This is a genomic window from Streptococcus sp. D2, from assembly GCF_006385825.1.
In the GTDB taxonomy this organism is placed as follows: domain Bacteria; phylum Bacillota; class Bacilli; order Lactobacillales; family Streptococcaceae; genus Streptococcus; species Streptococcus shenyangsis.
In genome coordinates this window covers 97,359-115,016 of the sequence record NZ_VFSI01000001.1, presented here as the reverse complement: position 1 = coordinate 115,016, position 17,658 = coordinate 97,359, and the positions used below count along the sequence as shown (strand labels likewise).

13 protein-coding genes and 1 pseudogene are annotated in these 17,658 nt (G+C 39.4%); 4 read left to right on the top strand and 10 right to left on the bottom strand.

Annotated elements, in window-relative coordinates; all coding sequences use genetic code 11:
• The first annotated feature begins 25 nt into the window (after positions 1-25).
• The 3 genes and pseudogenes from FJR73_RS00515 to FJR73_RS00505 form a co-directional block, all read left to right on the top strand.
• Complete coding sequence (locus FJR73_RS00515; protein WP_140832667.1) at positions 26-463, top strand: MepB family protein; 438 nt, start codon at positions 26-28, stop codon at positions 461-463.
• Between the two features lie 264 nt (positions 464-727).
• Positions 728-1,798 carry a tyrosine recombinase XerS gene (gene xerS, locus FJR73_RS00510; protein ID WP_140832665.1) on the top strand — a complete coding sequence of 357 codons (1,071 nt, stop codon included), beginning with the start codon at positions 728-730 and terminating at the stop codon, positions 1,796-1,798.
• Positions 1,799-2,061: 263 nt separating this feature from the next.
• Positions 2,062-2,221: pseudogene (locus FJR73_RS00505) on the top strand (integrase); the annotation flags it as partial.
• Between the two features lie 74 nt (positions 2,222-2,295).
• On the opposite strand, the gene eno reads toward FJR73_RS00505, so the two are convergent.
• The gene (gene eno, locus FJR73_RS00500) at positions 2,296-3,600 is read right to left on the bottom strand and encodes a surface-displayed alpha-enolase (protein WP_000022834.1); all 1,305 of its coding nucleotides are present in this window, start codon (positions 3,598-3,600) and stop codon (positions 2,296-2,298) included.
• 163 nt (positions 3,601-3,763) lie between these two features.
• On the opposite strand from eno, the gene FJR73_RS00495 reads away from it, so the two are divergent.
• Positions 3,764-4,210 (top strand): DUF1694 domain-containing protein, encoded by a 447-nt coding sequence (locus FJR73_RS00495; RefSeq protein ID WP_140832663.1) that lies wholly within the window; start codon positions 3,764-3,766, stop codon positions 4,208-4,210.
• On the opposite strand, the gene FJR73_RS00490 is transcribed toward FJR73_RS00495, so the two are convergent.
• From FJR73_RS00490 to FJR73_RS00450, 9 genes are all read right to left on the bottom strand, one after another.
• Positions 4,207-5,322 (bottom strand): glycerate kinase, encoded by a 1,116-nt coding sequence (locus FJR73_RS00490; protein WP_140832661.1) that lies wholly within the window; start codon positions 5,320-5,322, stop codon positions 4,207-4,209. The two genes, FJR73_RS00495 and FJR73_RS00490, sit on opposite strands and share 4 nt — an antisense overlap.
• A gap of 8 nt (positions 5,323-5,330) precedes the next feature.
• Positions 5,331-5,975 carry a phosphoserine phosphatase SerB gene (gene serB, locus FJR73_RS00485; RefSeq protein WP_140832659.1) on the bottom strand — a complete coding sequence of 215 codons (645 nt, stop codon included), beginning with the start codon at positions 5,973-5,975 and terminating at the stop codon, positions 5,331-5,333.
• Between the two features lie 58 nt (positions 5,976-6,033).
• Entirely contained in the window at positions 6,034-7,467 is a 1,434-nt protein-coding gene (gene glgA, locus FJR73_RS00480; protein WP_140832657.1) for a glycogen synthase GlgA, read from the bottom strand.
• Positions 7,464-8,603: a glucose-1-phosphate adenylyltransferase subunit GlgD gene (gene glgD / locus FJR73_RS00475; RefSeq protein ID WP_140832655.1), complete on the bottom strand. Its 1,140-nt coding sequence runs from the start codon at positions 8,601-8,603 to the stop codon at positions 7,464-7,466. Before glgD ends, glgA begins: the two co-directional genes overlap by 4 nt.
• Positions 8,593-9,735 (bottom strand): glucose-1-phosphate adenylyltransferase, encoded by a 1,143-nt coding sequence (locus FJR73_RS00470; RefSeq protein WP_140832652.1) that lies wholly within the window; start codon positions 9,733-9,735, stop codon positions 8,593-8,595. Before FJR73_RS00470 ends, glgD begins: the two co-directional genes overlap by 11 nt.
• On the bottom strand, positions 9,725-11,653 hold the full coding sequence (glgB, locus tag FJR73_RS00465; RefSeq protein WP_140832650.1) for a 1,4-alpha-glucan branching protein GlgB: 1,929 nt from the start codon (positions 11,651-11,653) through the stop codon (positions 9,725-9,727). Before glgB ends, FJR73_RS00470 begins: the two co-directional genes overlap by 11 nt.
• A 316-nt stretch (positions 11,654-11,969) precedes the next feature.
• Positions 11,970-14,249 carry a type I pullulanase gene (gene pulA, locus FJR73_RS00460; RefSeq protein WP_140832648.1) on the bottom strand — a complete coding sequence of 760 codons (2,280 nt, stop codon included), beginning with the start codon at positions 14,247-14,249 and terminating at the stop codon, positions 11,970-11,972.
• Between the two features lie 111 nt (positions 14,250-14,360).
• Complete coding sequence (gene ligA / locus FJR73_RS00455) at positions 14,361-16,319, bottom strand: NAD-dependent DNA ligase LigA (protein WP_140832645.1); 1,959 nt, start codon at positions 16,317-16,319, stop codon at positions 14,361-14,363.
• A 92-nt stretch (positions 16,320-16,411) separates the two neighbouring features.
• Complete coding sequence (locus FJR73_RS00450; protein ID WP_140832643.1) at positions 16,412-17,590, bottom strand: MFS transporter; 1,179 nt, start codon at positions 17,588-17,590, stop codon at positions 16,412-16,414.
• Positions 17,591-17,658 lie beyond the last annotated feature (68 nt).

Sequence of the window (17,658 nt, the reverse complement as noted above, 5' to 3'; positions counted from 1 at the left end):
TTGATAAGGGAGGACATACATCATAATGAAAATACTAGATGTTCTATATGAGTTTTATGGTGAGTTTGAATTCATTAAAGAAAAGTGGAATGAAAAATACGAAGGTATTCTTATCAAAATAAAGGATGAGCAAGGATATAAAAGATGCCGCTTAGCAAAAAGAACACCGAAAAAAGAAGGATATTTTACAGTTTTTTGGAAAAAAGACAAAAATAACATGAATATTCCTTATACCAATGAAGATTTGGGAACTGAACTTGTTATCGTTGTCATCGATAATGATAAAAAGGGGCTATTTATTATTCCAAACGAAGTTGCTATTCGTAAGAAAATTCTCTCGACAAAAAACAGCAAAGGAAAAATGTCCATGCGATTTTATCCGCCTTGGTGCGCAAATTTAAATACAACGGCTCAATCAACACAAAAATGGCAATTGAAATTTTTTAGAGAAATTGAATTATAAGAATGACTTTGAAAAATTTCTAGTAGATTCATATCAAACACAAAGACTTGGTTCTTTTTTCATAAGAACCAAGTCTTTGTGTTAGTTTCTCAGGAATAAAGTACATTATAGACAATTTTTGTCGAAAAAATTTTTTAGTTATTTCAAATTCTTTTTATCACTTTAAAAAAACTTCTATAACATCTTTCCGAAAAACTATAATTTTCTTGAAAAATCTATTAGTCTATGCTATACTACTAGTAGACTTATTTATGGAGAAAATACATGAAACGTGAGATTTTACTGGAACGAATCGACAAACTAAAACAAATCATGCCCTGGTATGTTTTAGAATATTATCAATCTAAGCTTGCCGTTCCCTACAGTTTTACAACCTTGTACGAATACCTCAAGGAATACGATCGATTTTTTAGCTGGGTTTTGGAGTCTGGTATATCAAATGCTGATAAAATGTCTGATATCCCTTTATCTGTCTTGGAAAATATGTCTAAGAAAGACATGGAATCCTTTATCCTTTACCTACGTGAACGTCCTTTGCTGAATGCTAATACAACCAAGCAAGGAGTTTCTCAGACAACCATCAATCGGACTTTGTCAGCACTTTCTAGTCTTTATAAGTATCTAACCGAGGAAGTCGAAAACGACCAGGGGGAACCTTATTTCTATCGCAATGTAATGAAGAAAGTTTCAACAAAAAAAAAGAAAGAAACGCTTGCTGCCAGAGCTGAAAACATCAAGCAAAAACTCTTTCTGGGTGATGAAACAGAAGGCTTTCTGACTTATATTGACCAAGAGTACCCACAACAGCTCTCAAATCGCGCTCTTTCATCATTTAATAAAAATAAAGAACGTGATTTGGCCATTATTGCCCTTCTCTTGGCATCAGGTGTCCGCTTATCTGAAGCTGTTAATCTAGATCTAAGGGATCTCAACCTAAAAATGATGATTATCGATGTCACTCGAAAAGGTGGCAAACGTGACTCTGTCAATGTCGCTGCCTTTGCAAAACCTTATTTAGAAAATTATCTGGCCATTCGGAATCAACGCTATAAGACGGAGAAAACAGATACAGCCCTTTTTTTGACTCTCTACAGAGGTGTTCCTAATCGTATCGATGCTTCCAGCGTTGAGAAAATGGTTGCTAAGTACTCTGAGGACTTCAAAGTCCGTGTAACACCTCATAAACTACGACATACCCTAGCAACTAGGCTCTATGATGCCACTAAATCGCAAGTTTTGGTCAGTCACCAGCTAGGACATGCCAGTACACAAGTCACTGACCTCTATACCCATATCGTCAATGATGAACAAAAGAATGCTCTAGATAGTTTATAAAATACATAAAATAAATTATGTAATAAATTAGAGATGGAGTAAATAAACTATCAGTATTATTTGATCAAATCACATGCAATATCTGACCTAGTAAATAGCTTTAAAGAATTTGAATTAAAATTTATGTGACTACTAGCTTATCTTCCTTTGTAATATACCGGATAAGCAAATCATTTGTCATTGGTATTTATCTTAAAATAAGAGGATTACACAAAAAATAAATCAAATTGAACACCTATAAAAACATTCTGTCTGCGATCTCCAATATTTTATCAGAAAATAAAATTCCTTTAAAAACAATCACGGACAAGGTTGGTCATTCCGACTCTGAAGTCACTACTTCCATCTACACCCACGTCACAAAGAACATGAAAGATGAAGCAATCCAATGTACTGGATAAAGTTATGAAAAAGATTTTTTAAAAGTTTTGCCCCCTGAACAGAAAATAGCCCTTCGGATAAATTCCGAGGGGCTAGAAACGTTGTTAAATCAACGATTATTTCTTAAGGTTGTAGAATGATTTCAATCCACGGTATTCTGCTACTTCACCAAGTTGGTCTTCGATGCGAAGCAATTGGTTGTATTTAGCGATACGGTCTGTACGTGAAAGTGAACCAGTCTTGATTTGGCCTGCGTTAGTTGCAACTGCGATGTCAGCGATTGTTGAATCTTCAGTTTCACCTGAACGGTGTGATACAACGGCAGTGTAACCAGCTTCTTTAGCCATTTCGATAGCATCAAATGTTTCAGTAAGAGTACCGATTTGGTTAACTTTAATAAGGATTGAGTTAGCAGCGCCTTCAGCAATACCTTTTTCAAGGTAAGCAGTGTTTGTTACGAAGAAGTCGTCACCAACCAATTGAACTTTACCACCAAGACGTTCAGTAAGAGCTTTCCATCCATCCCAGTCGTTTTCGTCCATACCATCTTCGATAGTGATGATTGGATATTTGTTTACCAACTCTTCAAGGTAGTCGATTTGTTCTGCAGAAGTACGAACAGCAGCTCCTTCACCTTCGAATTTAGTGTAGTCGTAAACTTTACGTTCTTTATCGTAGAATTCTGATGATGCACAGTCAAATCCGATAAATACGTCTTTACCTGGAACATAACCAGCAGCTTCGATAGCAGCAAGGATAGTTTCTACTCCATCTTCAGTTCCTTCGAAACGAGGAGCGAATCCACCTTCGTCACCTACAGCTGTTTCAAGACCACGACCTTTAAGGATTTTCTTAAGTGCGTGGAAGATTTCAGCACCCCAACGAAGAGCTTCTTTGAATGTTGGTGCACCAGCAGGTACGATCATGAATTCTTGGAAAGCGATTGGAGCATCTGAGTGAGAACCACCGTTGATGATGTTCATCATTGGAGTTGGAAGAACTTTAGTGTTGAATCCACCAAGGTAGCTGTAAAGTGGGATTTCAAGATAGTCAGCAGCAGCGCGAGCTACAGCGATAGACACACCAAGAATTGCGTTAGCACCCAATTTACCTTTGTTAGGAGTACCGTCAAGTGCAATCATAGCACGGTCGATAGCTTGTTGATCACGTACATCGTAGCCGATGATTGCTTCAGCAATGATATTGTTTACGTTGTCAACAGCTTTTGTTGTACCAAGACCAAGGTAACGAGATTTGTCACCGTCGCGAAGTTCAACTGCTTCGTGTTCACCAGTAGAAGCTCCTGATGGAACCATACCACGTCCGAAAGCACCTGATTCAGTGTAAACTTCTACTTCAAGTGTTGGGTTACCGCGTGAGTCTAGGACTTCGCGAGCGTAAACATCAGTAATAATTGACATTTTTTACTCTCCTTATGAGTTAAATTTTTTACACCTCTATAATACCTTAAAAACCCTCCTTTTTCAAGAAAAAACGTTATCTTTGTGTAAATTTTCCTTAACTTTATTAAGCAACCGCTTTCTTTTATATGTTTTCTTTTTATTTTTATGATATACTATTTTTATGACAGATTTATCAAAACAATTACTTGAAAAAGCTCATGGTGGAACAAAATTAAATCCAGATGAGCAAAGACGCTATCTTGGTACTTTTGAGGAAAGAGTTCTTGGATATGCAGATATTGACACAGCAAATAGCCCTCAGCTAGAAAAAGGCTTTTTATCTATTTTAGAAAACTTTCAGGAAAAGGCTGAGCCACTATTTGTGAAGATTTCACCAACTATCGAATTTGACAAGCAAGTTTTCTACTTAAAAGAAGCTAAAGAAACTAATAGTCAAGCCACCATAGTATCTGAAGAGCATACTTCTTCTCCTTTCGGACTGATTATCCATAGCAATGCACCAGTACAAGTAGAAGAAAAGGACCTTCGACTTGCTTTTGCAAAACTTTGGGAAGTTAAAAAGGAAGAATCAGACAAAACATCTATCTGGAAGAAATGGTTTGGCTAAATCTTACGCATATTTAATAAGTGTCCAATATTAACAGCCGTATGCTCTAGATAAAGACTAGCATTTTTCAAACTATCTTCTAGAGGTTCACTTTTCTCCAAAATTGAAAAGGCGGCTTGGATATTTTCAAATGGTAGGGAAGGTAAATCTTCTGCAAGACTACCACAAATAGCAATAACAGGAACTCCGACAGGGGTTCTTTTTGCAACACCTATTGGCGCTTTACCTGCTAAACTTTGACGATCTAGCCTTCCTTCTCCAACAATAACCAAGTCAGCATCTAAAACTTTCTTATCAAAATTGATTAGGTCCAAGCAGGTATCTATTCCAGACACGATATTTGCCTGAGCAAAGGCACACAAACCGCCAGCAATGCCTCCACCAGCTCCTGCTCCTTTAATTTCCAATGTTGCAGGTGAGACTTTTTCATAAAAATCTTGTATCGCCTGATCTACGACTGCAAACATAGTAGGATCTAGGCCTTTTTGTTTGCCAAAAATGTAGGTCGCACCTTGAGGACCACATAAGGGATTCACGACATCTGCTAAAATACGAATGTGAACATCTTCAGGAATTTCATAGCGATTTTTTGTTGAAACAGAAGCTAAGTTCAATAAGGATTGACCAAAAGCAGGCAAGACATTTCCATCCCTATCATAAAATTGATAACCTAAACCAGCAGCGATCCCAATTCCTCCGTCATTACTGGCCGTGCCACCAACGCCAATATAGATTTCTTTAATCCCTTGATCGATGAGGTGGCGAATCAACTCTCCAATACCACAAGTTTGGATTTGCAGTGGATTTCGTTTCTCTAGAGTAATCTTTCCAAGGCCAACCAAGTCGGCAACTTCAAAGAGTGCTAGCTCTCCTTTTTGAAAATAGCGCATGGCTTCTTTTTGACCAAAAGGTCCTGTCACTTGGAACCATTGTTCTTCAAGGTCGAGAGAATGTCGAATGGCATCTACTGTCCCTTCTCCCCCATCACCAAGAGGGCAGAGGAGACATTCTACATCTGCTATCGATTGTTGGAAGCCTCTTTTTATTGCTTCAGCTACCTGTTGAGCTGTCAAGCTTTCGTTAAACGAATCCGGTGCAATTATAATCTTCATATTTTCCCTCATTCTAAAAAGTTAATCAAAGGAAGAACTTCTAAAAAATCCCTCTTGTCAACATGATGTGGTATTTCTTTTTTGAGTACCTCTTTGGCACAAAAAGCAATTCCCAGTCCTGCTGACTTCAACATTAATAAGTCATTAGCCCCATCACCGATTGCAATCGTTCTATCTTTAGAAAGTTTTAGTTCCTCTCTCCATTGTTCTAGAGTCTCTTTTTTGACCTGGGGACTGATAATTTGTCCAACTAATTTTCCTGTTAGAAGACCATCTTTGACTTCAAGTTGATTAGCAGAGAAATAGGCAATACCTAGGGATTTTGCTAATCTCTCAACTATTTGCGTAAAACCACCTGACACCAGACCAACTAAAATGCCTTTCTTTTGGAGAATTGAGATGAATTCTTGGGCATTTGGAGATAGATGAATAGAGTTGAAGACTTTATCAAAGACCGAAATAGAAAGGCCTTCCAACAAGGACACTCTTTTTCTTAAACTGCTTTCAAAGTCTATCTCTCCTCGCATTGCCTGACTTGTAATCTGCGAAATTTCCTCCTCACAACCTGCCTCTCTACCCAACAAATCAATCACTTCTTCTAGGATTAAGGTTCCATCAACATCCATGACACACAAGCCTTTTACTTGAGACATCAGTTCTCCTCTCTAAACAGCCCAAAAATCGTATGAAGTCATCATACGATTTTATCTATTAGTTAACTAAACTTTGGTACAAGTCTAGATATGACTTGCAGGCTGTATCCCATGAGAAATCACACTCCATAGCTTGTTTTTGTAAGTTTCTCCAAACGTCAGGATGGTTTCTATACAAGTCCAATGCTGTTTGGAAAGTCCAATTTAACCAATAAGGAGATAGATTGTCAAAGCTAAAACCAGTACCGCTTCCTTCGATTGGATTGAAAGAGAGAACGGTATCTCGCAAGCCACCAACTTCATGAACCAATGGCAAGGTTCCATAACGCATAGCCATCATTTGAGACAAGCCACACGGTTCAAAACGACTCGGCATGAGGAAGAGGTCACAAGCAGCGTAGATTTCTTGAGCTAGTTTGACATCAAAAGTGATATTTGCTGATAGCTTGTCTGGGTAAATCTGAGCAAACCACGAGAAAGCCCCTTCAAAGGCTGAATCTCCAGTTCCCAAAAGAACAATCTGAACATCTTCTTGCAAAATATGGTGCAGACTTTCGACCACCACATCAAAACCTTTTTGACGTGTCAAACGAGAAACAATTCCCACCAGAGGAACGTCAGCTCTAACTGGCAAGCCAACTCTTTCTTGCAATTTTGCCTTGTTTTGGGCTTTTCCAGACAAATCTTCCTGATTAAAATGATAGTCTAAAAGGGCATCCGTCTGAGGATTATACAGGTCAGCATCAATCCCATTCACGATACCAGAAACTTTACCAGACTCCATTCGAAGAATCTGATCCAAATTACAACCAAACTGACTGGTCATAATTTCATGAGCATAACTAGGTGAAACGGTTGAAACACGGTCTGCGTAAAGAATTCCAGCCTTCATCCAGTTCAGACAGTTGTTCCAGCGAAGGGTACCATCAGCATAACGTTCAAAGCCAACTCCAAACAAATCCCATAACATCCCTTCTGAGAATTGTCCTTGGAATTCCAAATTATGAATGGTTAAAACAGTTTTAATGCCCTCATAGGCTTGAATCCAACGATATTTTTCCTTTAACAAGAAAGGAATCATAGCTGTATGATAGTCATGAACATGGAGAAAATCAGGGATAAAGTCAATCCTTTCCATTGCCTCAATGGCAGCAAGTTGGAAGAAAGCAAAGCGTTCTCCGTCATCAAAATCACCGTAAACATGACCACGGAAGAAATAATATTGGTTGTCAATAAAATAGAAGGTTACACCGTTTAAGACTGTTTTCTTAATTCCACAATACTGTCTGCGCCAACCAACACTCACCTCAAAATGAAGAACATCTTCAATCTGATTTCCAAATTTAGCCTCTACCATGTCATAGTAGGGTAAAATTACTGCAACTTCATGCCCTACTTTTGTCAGTGATTTTGGAAGAGCGCCAATAACGTCTCCCAAACCACCTGTTTTTGAAAAGGGTGCCCCCTCAGCTGCTACAAATAAAATTTTCATGAATGAATATCCTCTGTTACTTTAGCACCTTTCTTAACGACGACTGGATGTTCTGCAGTTCCACGGATCACAACTCCATCCGCAACTTCAACACCCTTGTCCAAGATAGCATATTCTACCTGAGCACCTTCTCCAATAACAACACGAGGGAATAAGATACTATCTTTAATCAAGCTATCCTTATAAACATGAATATTACGTGATAGAACAGAATTAGCCACTTGACCTTCAATGATACTACCAGAAGCAAACTGAGATGTACTTACCTTAGATGTGTTAGCGTAGTAAGTTGGTTCTTCGTTTTTGACCTTTGTATAAATCTTTTGATTTGGTGAGAAGAGAGAGTAGAATTTTTGTGATTCAAGCATATCTTTATTAGCTTGGTAATAAGACTCTACAGAATGAATATTTGCAAGGTAGCCTGTGTACTCGTAGGCAAAAGCCCCTTCTTTTGCAGCCAAATCCCGTAAAACATAACGCAATTTCTCTGGATGTTCTTTCTTAGCTTCTTCTTCTAAGCGTTCAATCAACCAAGGTGTATCAATAACAAAAATATCTGTAGACATATTGAACATTTCTTCTGTTGATTTTCTATCAAATAGCGTGTGAGAACGAACATGGTCTGTTTCATCCACTTCCAAGATCGCGTTCACTTCTGAAATATCTTTCTTAGGAAGTTTCTTATAAACAACTGTAATAGGTCCCTTCGTTGTGTTATGAAGGTGGAACACTTGGTTTAAATCAATATTAATCAAAACATCACAGTTGAGTGATACTGTTTGGTTTGACCCAGAGCGTTTTAAATAGGTGAGTAGCTGTTGATAATATTCTTTTCCTACCGTGCTACTCTCAACGCGTGTATTATAAATTCCTAGATAATAGTGACTAAGAAGAGTTGACAAGCCCCACTCACGCCCTGAACGGATATGGTCAAAAACAGAACTAATATTATCCTGCTGAAAAATACCAAAAACACTACGAACACCAGCATTGGCAAGACTTGAGAGCGGGAAGTCAATCAAACGATATTTACCGCCAAATGGCAAACTAGCTACTGGACGGTGGTCTGTCAATGTTGACATATCATGAAAACCAACTGTGTTTCCTAAAATGGCAGAATATTTATCAATCTTCATCTGTTGCTACCCCCACTACTTCATTATATCCTACAACTTGTACTTCTTCTGTTCCATCAATTTCGACACCATCAGAAATAACTGCACCTTCACCAATAATGGCACGTTTGATTTTAGCTCCGTGTCCAATAATGGCTCCACTCATGATAACTGAATCTACTACTTCTGCTCCTTCGCGAACTTGCGCCCCTGTTGAAAGAATAGAGTGTTTAACCGTTCCATCAACGAAACATCCGTCTACAACCAAGGAATCTTCCACATGAGCATTTGTCCCAAGGAAGTTTGGTGGTGAAATTAAGTTTCTTGAGTAAATCTTCCATTGACGGTTACGGCTATCCAAGGCATTCTCTGGAGAAATGTACTCCATGTTCGCTTCCCAAAGCGACTCAATAGTACCAACGTCTTTCCAGTAACCATTAAATTCGTAGGCATAAACACTTTCACCCGACTCAAGGTAATTTGGAATGACATTTTTACCAAAGTCTGACATATCGACATTGCTCTTTTCAGCAGCGACTAACATATTGCGGAGACGTTGCCAATCAAAGATGTAAATCCCCATAGAGGCTTTGGTAGATTTAGGTTGGGCTGGTTTCTCTTCAAATTCAACAATGCGGTTATTTGCATCTGTATTCATGATACCAAAACGGCTAGCTTCTTTAAGAGGTACATCTAGAACAGCTACTGTCAAACTAGCATTATTATCCTTGTGAGATTGGAGCATAGCATCGTAGTCCATCTTATAGATATGGTCACCCGAAAGAATCAAAACATACTCAGGATTGACACTATCGATATAGTCGATATTTTGATAAATAGCGTGACTAGTCCCTTCGAACCAACGATTTCCTTCACTTGCAGAATAAGGTTGAAGGATAGAGACACCAGAATTAATCCCATCTAGACCCCAACTTGAACCATTTCCAATATGATTGTTGAGAGCAAGTGGTTGATACTGTGTAATAACTCCAACATTGTTGATGCCTGAGTTGGCACAGTTTGAGAGAGCAAAGTCAATGATACGGTAGCGCCCACCAAATTGCACAGCTGGTTTTGCGATGCTTTGAGTAAGTTTACCGAGACGAGTTCCTTGCCCACCAGCAAGAATCAAAGCTAACATTTCATTCTTCATTTTCTACTCCTTTTTGGTTTTTACTTGTGACAGTTTTATCAGATTTCAAGCGACGCTTGATTTTCCATACACTAGCTCCCATAGCAGGTAAGGTAAAAGTCAAGGTCTGCTCATAATCCTTCCATAGTCCTTCTTGCGTTTGAACAGTTTGATTGTGTTCTTTCCAGACACCTCCCCACTCTTCTAACTCAGTATTCCATACTTCCTGATAAATACCTGCAACAGGAAGGCCGATTGTAAAATCTTTTCGTTCAACAGGTGCCATATTAAAGACACAGACTAACATGTCGCCCTTTTTACCCTTACGGATGAAGGACAGAACACTCTGGTCTAGATTATCCGCATCAATGATTTCAATACCATCATAGCTAGTATCAATTTCCCACAAACAGCGGTGGTCTTTGTAAAACTGGTTTAGCTGAGAAGTGAAATACTTCATCTTAGCATTCATTGGATCTTCTAGATTAGACCATTCCAACTGTTCTTCAGATTTCCATTCTAGGAATTGCCCATATTCACTACCCATGAAGAGCAATTTTTTACCTGGGTGACAAATTTGGTAGGTGTAAAGATTACGCAAGCCTGCGAATTGATTGTAGCGATCTCCCCACATCTTGTGCATCATACTCTTCTTTCCATGAACCACTTCGTCATGTGAGAATGGTAGGAGATAATTCTCCTTGAAGACATACATAAAGCTAAAAGTCACCAGGTTAAAGTCGTATTTACGATAAATCGGATCTTCTTCGTAGAATCGGAGGATATCATTCATCCAACCCATATTCCATTTATAATCAAAGCCAAGACCATCTGAATCCTTGGTGTCAGTAATCTGTGTTGCAGATGAGCTTTCTTCTGCAATCATCATCACATCTGGATGAGCTTGTTTAATGACATCATTCAAACGCTTTAAGAAATAATATCCCTCGTAGTTGAGATTGCCCCCATCTTTATTAGGTGTCCATGGAGCGTCATCGTAGTCAAGATAGAGCATGTTGCTAACCGCATCCACTCGAATACCGTCCAAATGGTAAAAGTCAATCCAAAACTTAATACTAGAAATCAAGAAAGACTGGACTTCATTCTTTCCAAGGTCAAAATTGAGTGCTCCCCAACCGTAGTTATGAGCCTTATTATGGTCTTGGTATTCAAAAGTAGGCGTCCCATCATAATAGGCCAAGGCATCATCATTGATAGTAAAGTGACCAGGTACCCAGTCTACAATAACGCCTATATTGTTTAAGTGACATTCCTCAACAAAATCTTGAAGCTCTTCAGGGCGACCATAGGCATGCTCTAGAGCAAAGTAACCCATAAGCTGATAGCCCCAACTCAAACCTAGTGGGTGAGACATCAAAGGCATAAACTCAATGTGAGTATAGTTCATCTCAACCAAGTAAGGAATGAGTTCATCTTTCAATTGAGCAAAAGTATAGGGGTTGCCATCAGGATTTCTCTTCCAAGAACCAGCATGGACCTCATAAATATTGACAGGACGCTCTTCAAAGCTCCAGCGTTTTCTACGGGCTAGCCAGAGCCCATCCTTCCATTTTTTCTCTGGAATATCTGTTAAAATCGCTCCAGTACCAGGGCGAGCCTCATATCGAACGGCCATGGGATCAATCTTCATAAGCTGATGACCAGTTGCACGTGTAATATTGTACTTATAAATTTGGCCTTCTTGAGCAAGACTGGTGAAGACTTCCCAGACTCCAAATTCATTCCGTTCCATCGGAATTTGATTTTCAAGCCAATTGGTGAAATCCCCTACCAAGTGAACTGCCTGAGCATTGGGTGCCCAAACTCGGAAAGTATAGCCAGACTCACCAGCTTTTTCTTCCCTATGCGCTCCCAGATAATGCTGGAGGTGAAAATTCTCACCTGTCATAAAAGTTTCTAAAGCTTTTTTCTTATCCATACACCCTCCTATCCTTTGTAAGCGTTTTCTATAGTTTTATTATACTATCTTTTTAGATAAGATTCAAGTAAATTACGATATTTGCTAAAAATTCTTTTGAAAGTCTTCAATAAATTCACTGATGTGTTCACTTGTAAATCAAGAAAATTTTCAGAAATGCTTTGAAAACGAATTGTTTTTTAACAATATTATCATAAAGTTCGCTATTTTACTAATAAAAGTAGTGTTTTCAGCTAAAAAAACAAATCAGAAAACGAATTTCCTGATTTGTTTTTTCAAATATTTATAAAAGAGATACCAAAAGACGAACTAACATCTATAGTACTTTAAAAATGCTAACACTGACACCACCAACTTTGTTTTCCTCATCAGAAGGACTATTGGTCACCAAGAGTTCTAGATTTCCTGCATTTTCAAACTGGAACGCATCTCCTTTTGCATTAAAGACAATCAATAGGTGTTCTTCTCCATGAATCTCATAGACAATCCAACCACTATGTTCATTTGCTGAATGAACAAAAACATGATGGTAAATTTCTTCATAAGTAGGGTAAGAAAAGGCACTGGTTTCTGTCTTCAATCGAATCATCTGACGGATAAAGTCAATACTGTCTTGACGCTCATTAATCAAATCCCAGTTGACTTGATTCACACTGTCAGGAGCGTTATAGCTATTCATAGCACGCTCTCTATCATCATGTGTCAACTCACCATTCTCACCAGTCGCAACTAGTTTGGTACGACCAAATTCTTGACCGATTTCCATAAAGGCCATCCCTTGCATGAGCAGATTCATGGCTGTGGCTGTCTCAACCTTGCGCATGATTTGCTCTGAACTTTGGTCTGGATGTAGGGTTGCCAACAAATCGTGAAGATTGTAATTGTCATGGGCTTCCACATAGTTAAGTACTTGATTTGGATGTGTATAGGTTCCTAATTCACGACTGCCTAGGATTGCTTTGGCTAGAATTGGCTCTGTCGCAGCACCGCTGACAAAACCTGACTTGATTGCACCGTAAACTTCTCCACCTTTGACAGCATCACGCTGATTGTCATTAAAGAAACCAATATTTGGCATCTGGTAGGCATTGTCTTTCTTGGCCTTATCATAAGGCGCAAGACCTGTTCCCATATCCCATCCTTCTCCATAAAGGATAATGTTAGGGTCAATTTCATCCAAACTCTGACGAATCATCTGCATGGTCTTGACATCATGAATCCCCATCAAATCAAAACGGAAGCCGTCAATATTGTATTCCTGCACCCAGTATAGGAGAGAATCAATCATGTACTTGCGGAACATTTCATGTTCGCTGGCTGTTTCATTTCCAACACCCGTTCCATTCTGGAAGGTACCGTCTGGATTCATACGATAATAATAATCAGGGACAGTTGTTTGGAAAGGTGCATCAACTACTGAGAAGGTATGATTATAGACCACATCCATAATGACACCAATACCCGCATCATGATAAGCTTGAACCATGGTCTTCAAATCACGAATGACCTGAGCTGGATCCTCTGGATTAGTTGAAAGGCTGGTTTCTGGTGCGTTATAGTTTTGTGGATCATAACCCCAGTTGTAGGTCACATTCCCATCCGCATCATATTCTTTGTGACGGTCTGCAATTGGTTGCAACTGAACATAATTATAGCCCAGCTTCTTGATGTAATCAAAAGCAGTTGACTGACCGTACTGGTTAACCGTTCCAGTCTGGGCAGCACCCAAGAAAGTTCCTCGAAGATATTCATCCACACCTGAGGTCGGTGATTTGGTCAAATCACGAATATGCATTTCACAAATAACTGCCTTACATGGATTTGCCAAGCGCCAAGTAGCCTCTGAACCGTGCTTGACCTCGAAGTTTGCAACTTGCTTTTCTTCATGACTCAGAATAGCTGAACGTTTGCCATCAGGACTGGTTGCGATAGTGTATGGGTCGCGTGTCAAGGTTTGGTGATGAGGGAATTGAACTTGATACTGATAAGCCTTACCAGTCAAATCTTCCTCAACATCCAAACTCCAGACACCGATTGTATTGTCCTTATGATTATAGGAGTAGCTATTGCCTCTCTCCATCTCAAAGGTCTTCCAAACAGGAGCATCATTTGATGTAGATTCATACACCACCACTTGTACTTCTGTCGCTGTTGGAGCCCAAAGGGCAAAACGAGCCTGATTGTCCTCTACACGGCAACCCAATTCACCTTGGTAGCCCCAATGGTGATCAAAACTAGCACTGTTAATAGCCTTGTCAAAGGCAAAAGGATTTTGATTCTTATAGAAAGGACTGGCAATAGCAGGATTTTCAGAATAATAAATTCTATCATCCCCTTCCAAAATCCAGACCTCTGTTAAGAGGGGATAGTGATTAAAACGGATGGCATATTCTTTACTGGTTTGACCTGTGTGAACCACAAAATTCAAGCTTTCTAAGGCATGAGAACTTGGGTGTTCAAAACTAAATAAAGCGCCAAAATAATCTTCTTTGTAGGTTAGCAAATCAATTCGCTGGTCCTGGCTTTTTACAAAAGAGCAAGTGTCGTATTCTCCATTCTTGCGATGGTAATGAATGCGAATAGGGTAATTAAACATTTTTTATTTTTCCTTTTTTGATTTGTTTCTATTTCACTAATAAATTTTTGACCGATTTTGTCCTGATTAACAAACTAGTTATACTGTCTAAACTCTGATTTTAAACGATTATTACAAGCTTTCTAGCCAAGCTTCATCTCGAACTTCGATACCAAGTTCTTGTGCTTTTTGCAGTTTACTTCCAGCATCTGCTCCTGCCACAACAAGGTCTGTCTTTTTAGAAACACTGCCTGTTACTTTTGCACCCAGACTTTCGAGTTTGCTTTTAGCTTCTGAGCGCTTGAGCCGTTCCAATTTTCCTGTCAATACAACGGTCAAACCTGACAAGGCCGCATCTGCTACAACAGTCTGTCCTTTATAGTCCAGATTGACCCCAGCTTCTTTCAATTCTCTGAGGAGAATTTCAGAGCCTTCTGTCGCAAAATAAGTCTGGAGACTCTTGGCAATCACACAACCCAGACTCTCAATACTAGCCACTTCCTCTGGAGCTGCCTGAGCTAGATTTTCGATTGAATGAAAATGTTGGAGTAAGAGCTGACTAGCCTTGCTTCCGACATGGCGAATTCCCAAACCAAACAATAGTTTCTCAGCTGAATTTTCCTTAGATGCTTGAATGGCTTGATACAGTTTAGCAGCAGACTTTTCCTTAACACCCTCTAAAAGGAGGAAATCGTCTTCTTTCAAGCGGTAAATATCCGCCACATCCTTAACTAAATTGGCAGCAAAGAGTTTCTCAACTACTGATGGACCAAGGCCTGTAATATTCATGGCATCTCGAGAGGCAAAGTGGATCAAACCTTCCATGATTTGAGCAGGGCAACGCGGATTGATACAACGAAGGGCCACTTCATATTCAAAGTGCAACAAGTCAGAGTCACAACTTGGGCAGTTTGTAGGGATATCTAGTTTTTCTTCAGAAACCCGTTTGGACTCTACGACACGTAAAACGGCAGGGATGATGTCCCCAGCCTTATAGACGATAACCGTGTCGTCTTTGCGGATATCTTTTTCAGCAATATAATCCACATTATGCAGGGTCGCACGACTAACAGTTGTTCCAGCAAGCTGAACAGGGGTCAGATTAGCAGTTGGAGTCACAACACCGGTACGGCCAACTGTCCAATCAACTGATAAGAGTTGAGCTTCTTTTTCCTCAGCAGGAAACTTGTAGGCTACTGCCCACTTTGGTGCCTTAACGGTAAAGCCAAGTTCTTCTTGACCTGCTAGGTCATTGATCTTGATCACCACCCCATCGATATCATAAGACAGATTCTCCCGTTCCTCTCCTACTTCTTGGATAAAATGCCAGATTTCATCTATGTTTTCAGCCAAAATCCGCTTAGGATTGACTACAAAACCGAGCTGTTCTAGGTGCTTCAAAACCTTTTCTTGGCTGTCACGAGTTGAAGGACTGGCTTCTTGATAGAGGAACGTTGCAAGATTGCGCTTGGCAACTACTGCTGTATCCAACTGACGCAAGGTTCCTGCCGCCGCATTACGAGGATTGGCAAATTCAGACTCTCCATTTTCTTGGCGAGCTTGGTTGACCTGGTCAAAAGAAGCGCGTGGCATGTAACATTCCCCACGAACTGTGATATCTAGCTCTTCTGACAAGGTCAAAGGAATGTCCTTAACACGCTTAAGATTTTCTGTGATATTTTCACCAATAGAACCATCTCCACGTGTTGCACCTGCAACTAGAATCCCCTTTTCATAAGTAAGCGAGATAGATAAGCCATCGATTTTCAGTTCACAAATATAGGTCGGATGAGCCACTTCCTTACGAACACGCGCATCAAAAGCATCAAGTTCCTCACGTGAAAAAGCATCCTGCAAACTATAAAGAGGATACTGATGACTGTATTTTTCAAAACCATCTAAAACCTTGCCACCAACACGATGGGTCGGACTATCTGCTAATACTTGATCTGGATAGGCAGTTTCTAACTCAACCAACTCACGGTAAAGGCGATCATACTCACTGTCTGAAACCGAGGGATTATCGCTGGTATAGTACTCAGCCGCATAGCGGTTGAGCAAGGCGACTAACTCATTCATTCTTTTATTCATAAAACCATTTTACCATAAACTAAGCCCTCCTCACAAACGAGAAGGGCGGAAAAAACACTCAGATTAGAATTATTTTTAAAACTCAAACAGACTTATGTCTCTTTTTCAAAACGAGTTCGAACATAAATAAACGATATACAAGACAAGATGATAACACCACTTCCAATTATCAGGAAAGAAGAGATATGTACACTTGGCAAGACTGTCATAAATCCTTTCGCAATAGGCATAAATAGAATAGCTAAGGTAAAAATTGTACTCAGTACTCTCCCAAGAAATTCGCTCTCAACCTTGGTTTGTACTTGAGTAAAAAAGTGAATATTAAAAATCGTCATAAACAATTCACAAACTAAATTTCCAGAAAAGGAAAGCAAATTTGGAAGTGGTAATCCCATCATAAAAACTCCGACACCTGTCAAAGCCAGTAAAATCAAAAGATTATAAACATTAGCTTTAATTTTACTAGCTAGAAGAGCCCCAATGATGGAACCAATAGCCCCCATAGTTAAAATACTTGCATAGGCTCCTTCTGACCCATAAAGCTGATTCGAAAAGGGGAGGAGAAATTCAAAAGCGGCAAAAAAGAAATTAACGCTGGAAGCTACTAGCAAAAGGAAGAAAATTTCTTGCTGATGCCAGATATAGTGTAACCCATCCTTGATATCTACAAAAATATCTCTCCCAGTAAAAGCTTTTTTCTCTTGAACTTTTGCTTCCTCTTTTGGAAGGAAAGCCACTAGAACAAAAGCAATGAAAAAAGTCAGCGAGTCTAGTAATAGCGTCATATGGAGACTTGCAAATTGTAAAACAAGGAAGGAAAGAACAGGAGAACTAACACCTACAACCTGCAAAACTAGTTCTAAGCGAGAGTTATAGATCACAATCTCATCTTTCTCCACCACTTCAGTTATAATAGCTTTATTGGCTGTACGAGAAAATGCAAAGGCAACCGCCTGAACAATATTGGCAACAATCAAAGCCCCAATCATCCAGCTGTCATTTCTTATAAAAGAAATAGCCAGACAAAGAATCCCACAAACAAGGTCTGTCGTCATTAAAATCCTACGACGAGAAAAACGGTCTGAAACGACTCCGCCAAAGGGGTTGATGAGAATAGATGTGACGAGTTCAGAAATCTGATACATTCCTAAAACTGTCTGTCCGATAGTTCCCATGGAAGCCAACCAGACACTATTTCCATAATCATAGAGCATATTCCCTATTTTGTTAACAGCTCCACGGCTAATCAACTGTACTGCATAGCGATTCATATAAAAACTCCTCTCAAATTTTGAAACTATTGTATCAAAACCGAAAGGAGCTTTTTCATTTTTCCCTT

Coding starts and splice junctions, on each gene's coding strand:
- ligA (WP_140832645.1), bottom strand. CDS start 16,319: ATGAATAAAAGAATGAATGAGTTAGTCGCCTTGCTCAACCGCTATGCG.
- glgB (WP_140832650.1), bottom strand. CDS start 11,653: ATGGATAAGAAAAAAGCTTTAGAAACTTTTATGACAGGTGAGAATTTT.
- glgD (WP_140832655.1), bottom strand. CDS start 8,603: ATGAAGATTGATAAATATTCTGCCATTTTAGGAAACACAGTTGGTTTT.
- FJR73_RS00515 (WP_140832667.1), top strand. CDS start 26: ATGAAAATACTAGATGTTCTATATGAGTTTTATGGTGAGTTTGAATTC.
- xerS (WP_140832665.1), top strand. CDS start 728: ATGAAACGTGAGATTTTACTGGAACGAATCGACAAACTAAAACAAATC.
- glgA (WP_140832657.1), bottom strand. CDS start 7,467: ATGAAAATTTTATTTGTAGCAGCTGAGGGGGCACCCTTTTCAAAAACA.
- FJR73_RS00470 (WP_140832652.1), bottom strand. CDS start 9,735: ATGAAGAATGAAATGTTAGCTTTGATTCTTGCTGGTGGGCAAGGAACT.
- pulA (WP_140832648.1), bottom strand. CDS start 14,249: ATGTTTAATTACCCTATTCGCATTCATTACCATCGCAAGAATGGAGAA.
- eno (WP_000022834.1), bottom strand. CDS start 3,600: ATGTCAATTATTACTGATGTTTACGCTCGCGAAGTCCTAGACTCACGC.
- FJR73_RS00495 (WP_140832663.1), top strand. CDS start 3,764: ATGACAGATTTATCAAAACAATTACTTGAAAAAGCTCATGGTGGAACA.
- FJR73_RS00450 (WP_140832643.1), bottom strand. CDS start 17,590: ATGAATCGCTATGCAGTACAGTTGATTAGCCGTGGAGCTGTTAACAAA.
- serB (WP_140832659.1), bottom strand. CDS start 5,975: ATGTCTCAAGTAAAAGGCTTGTGTGTCATGGATGTTGATGGAACCTTA.
- FJR73_RS00490 (WP_140832661.1), bottom strand. CDS start 5,322: ATGAAGATTATAATTGCACCGGATTCGTTTAACGAAAGCTTGACAGCT.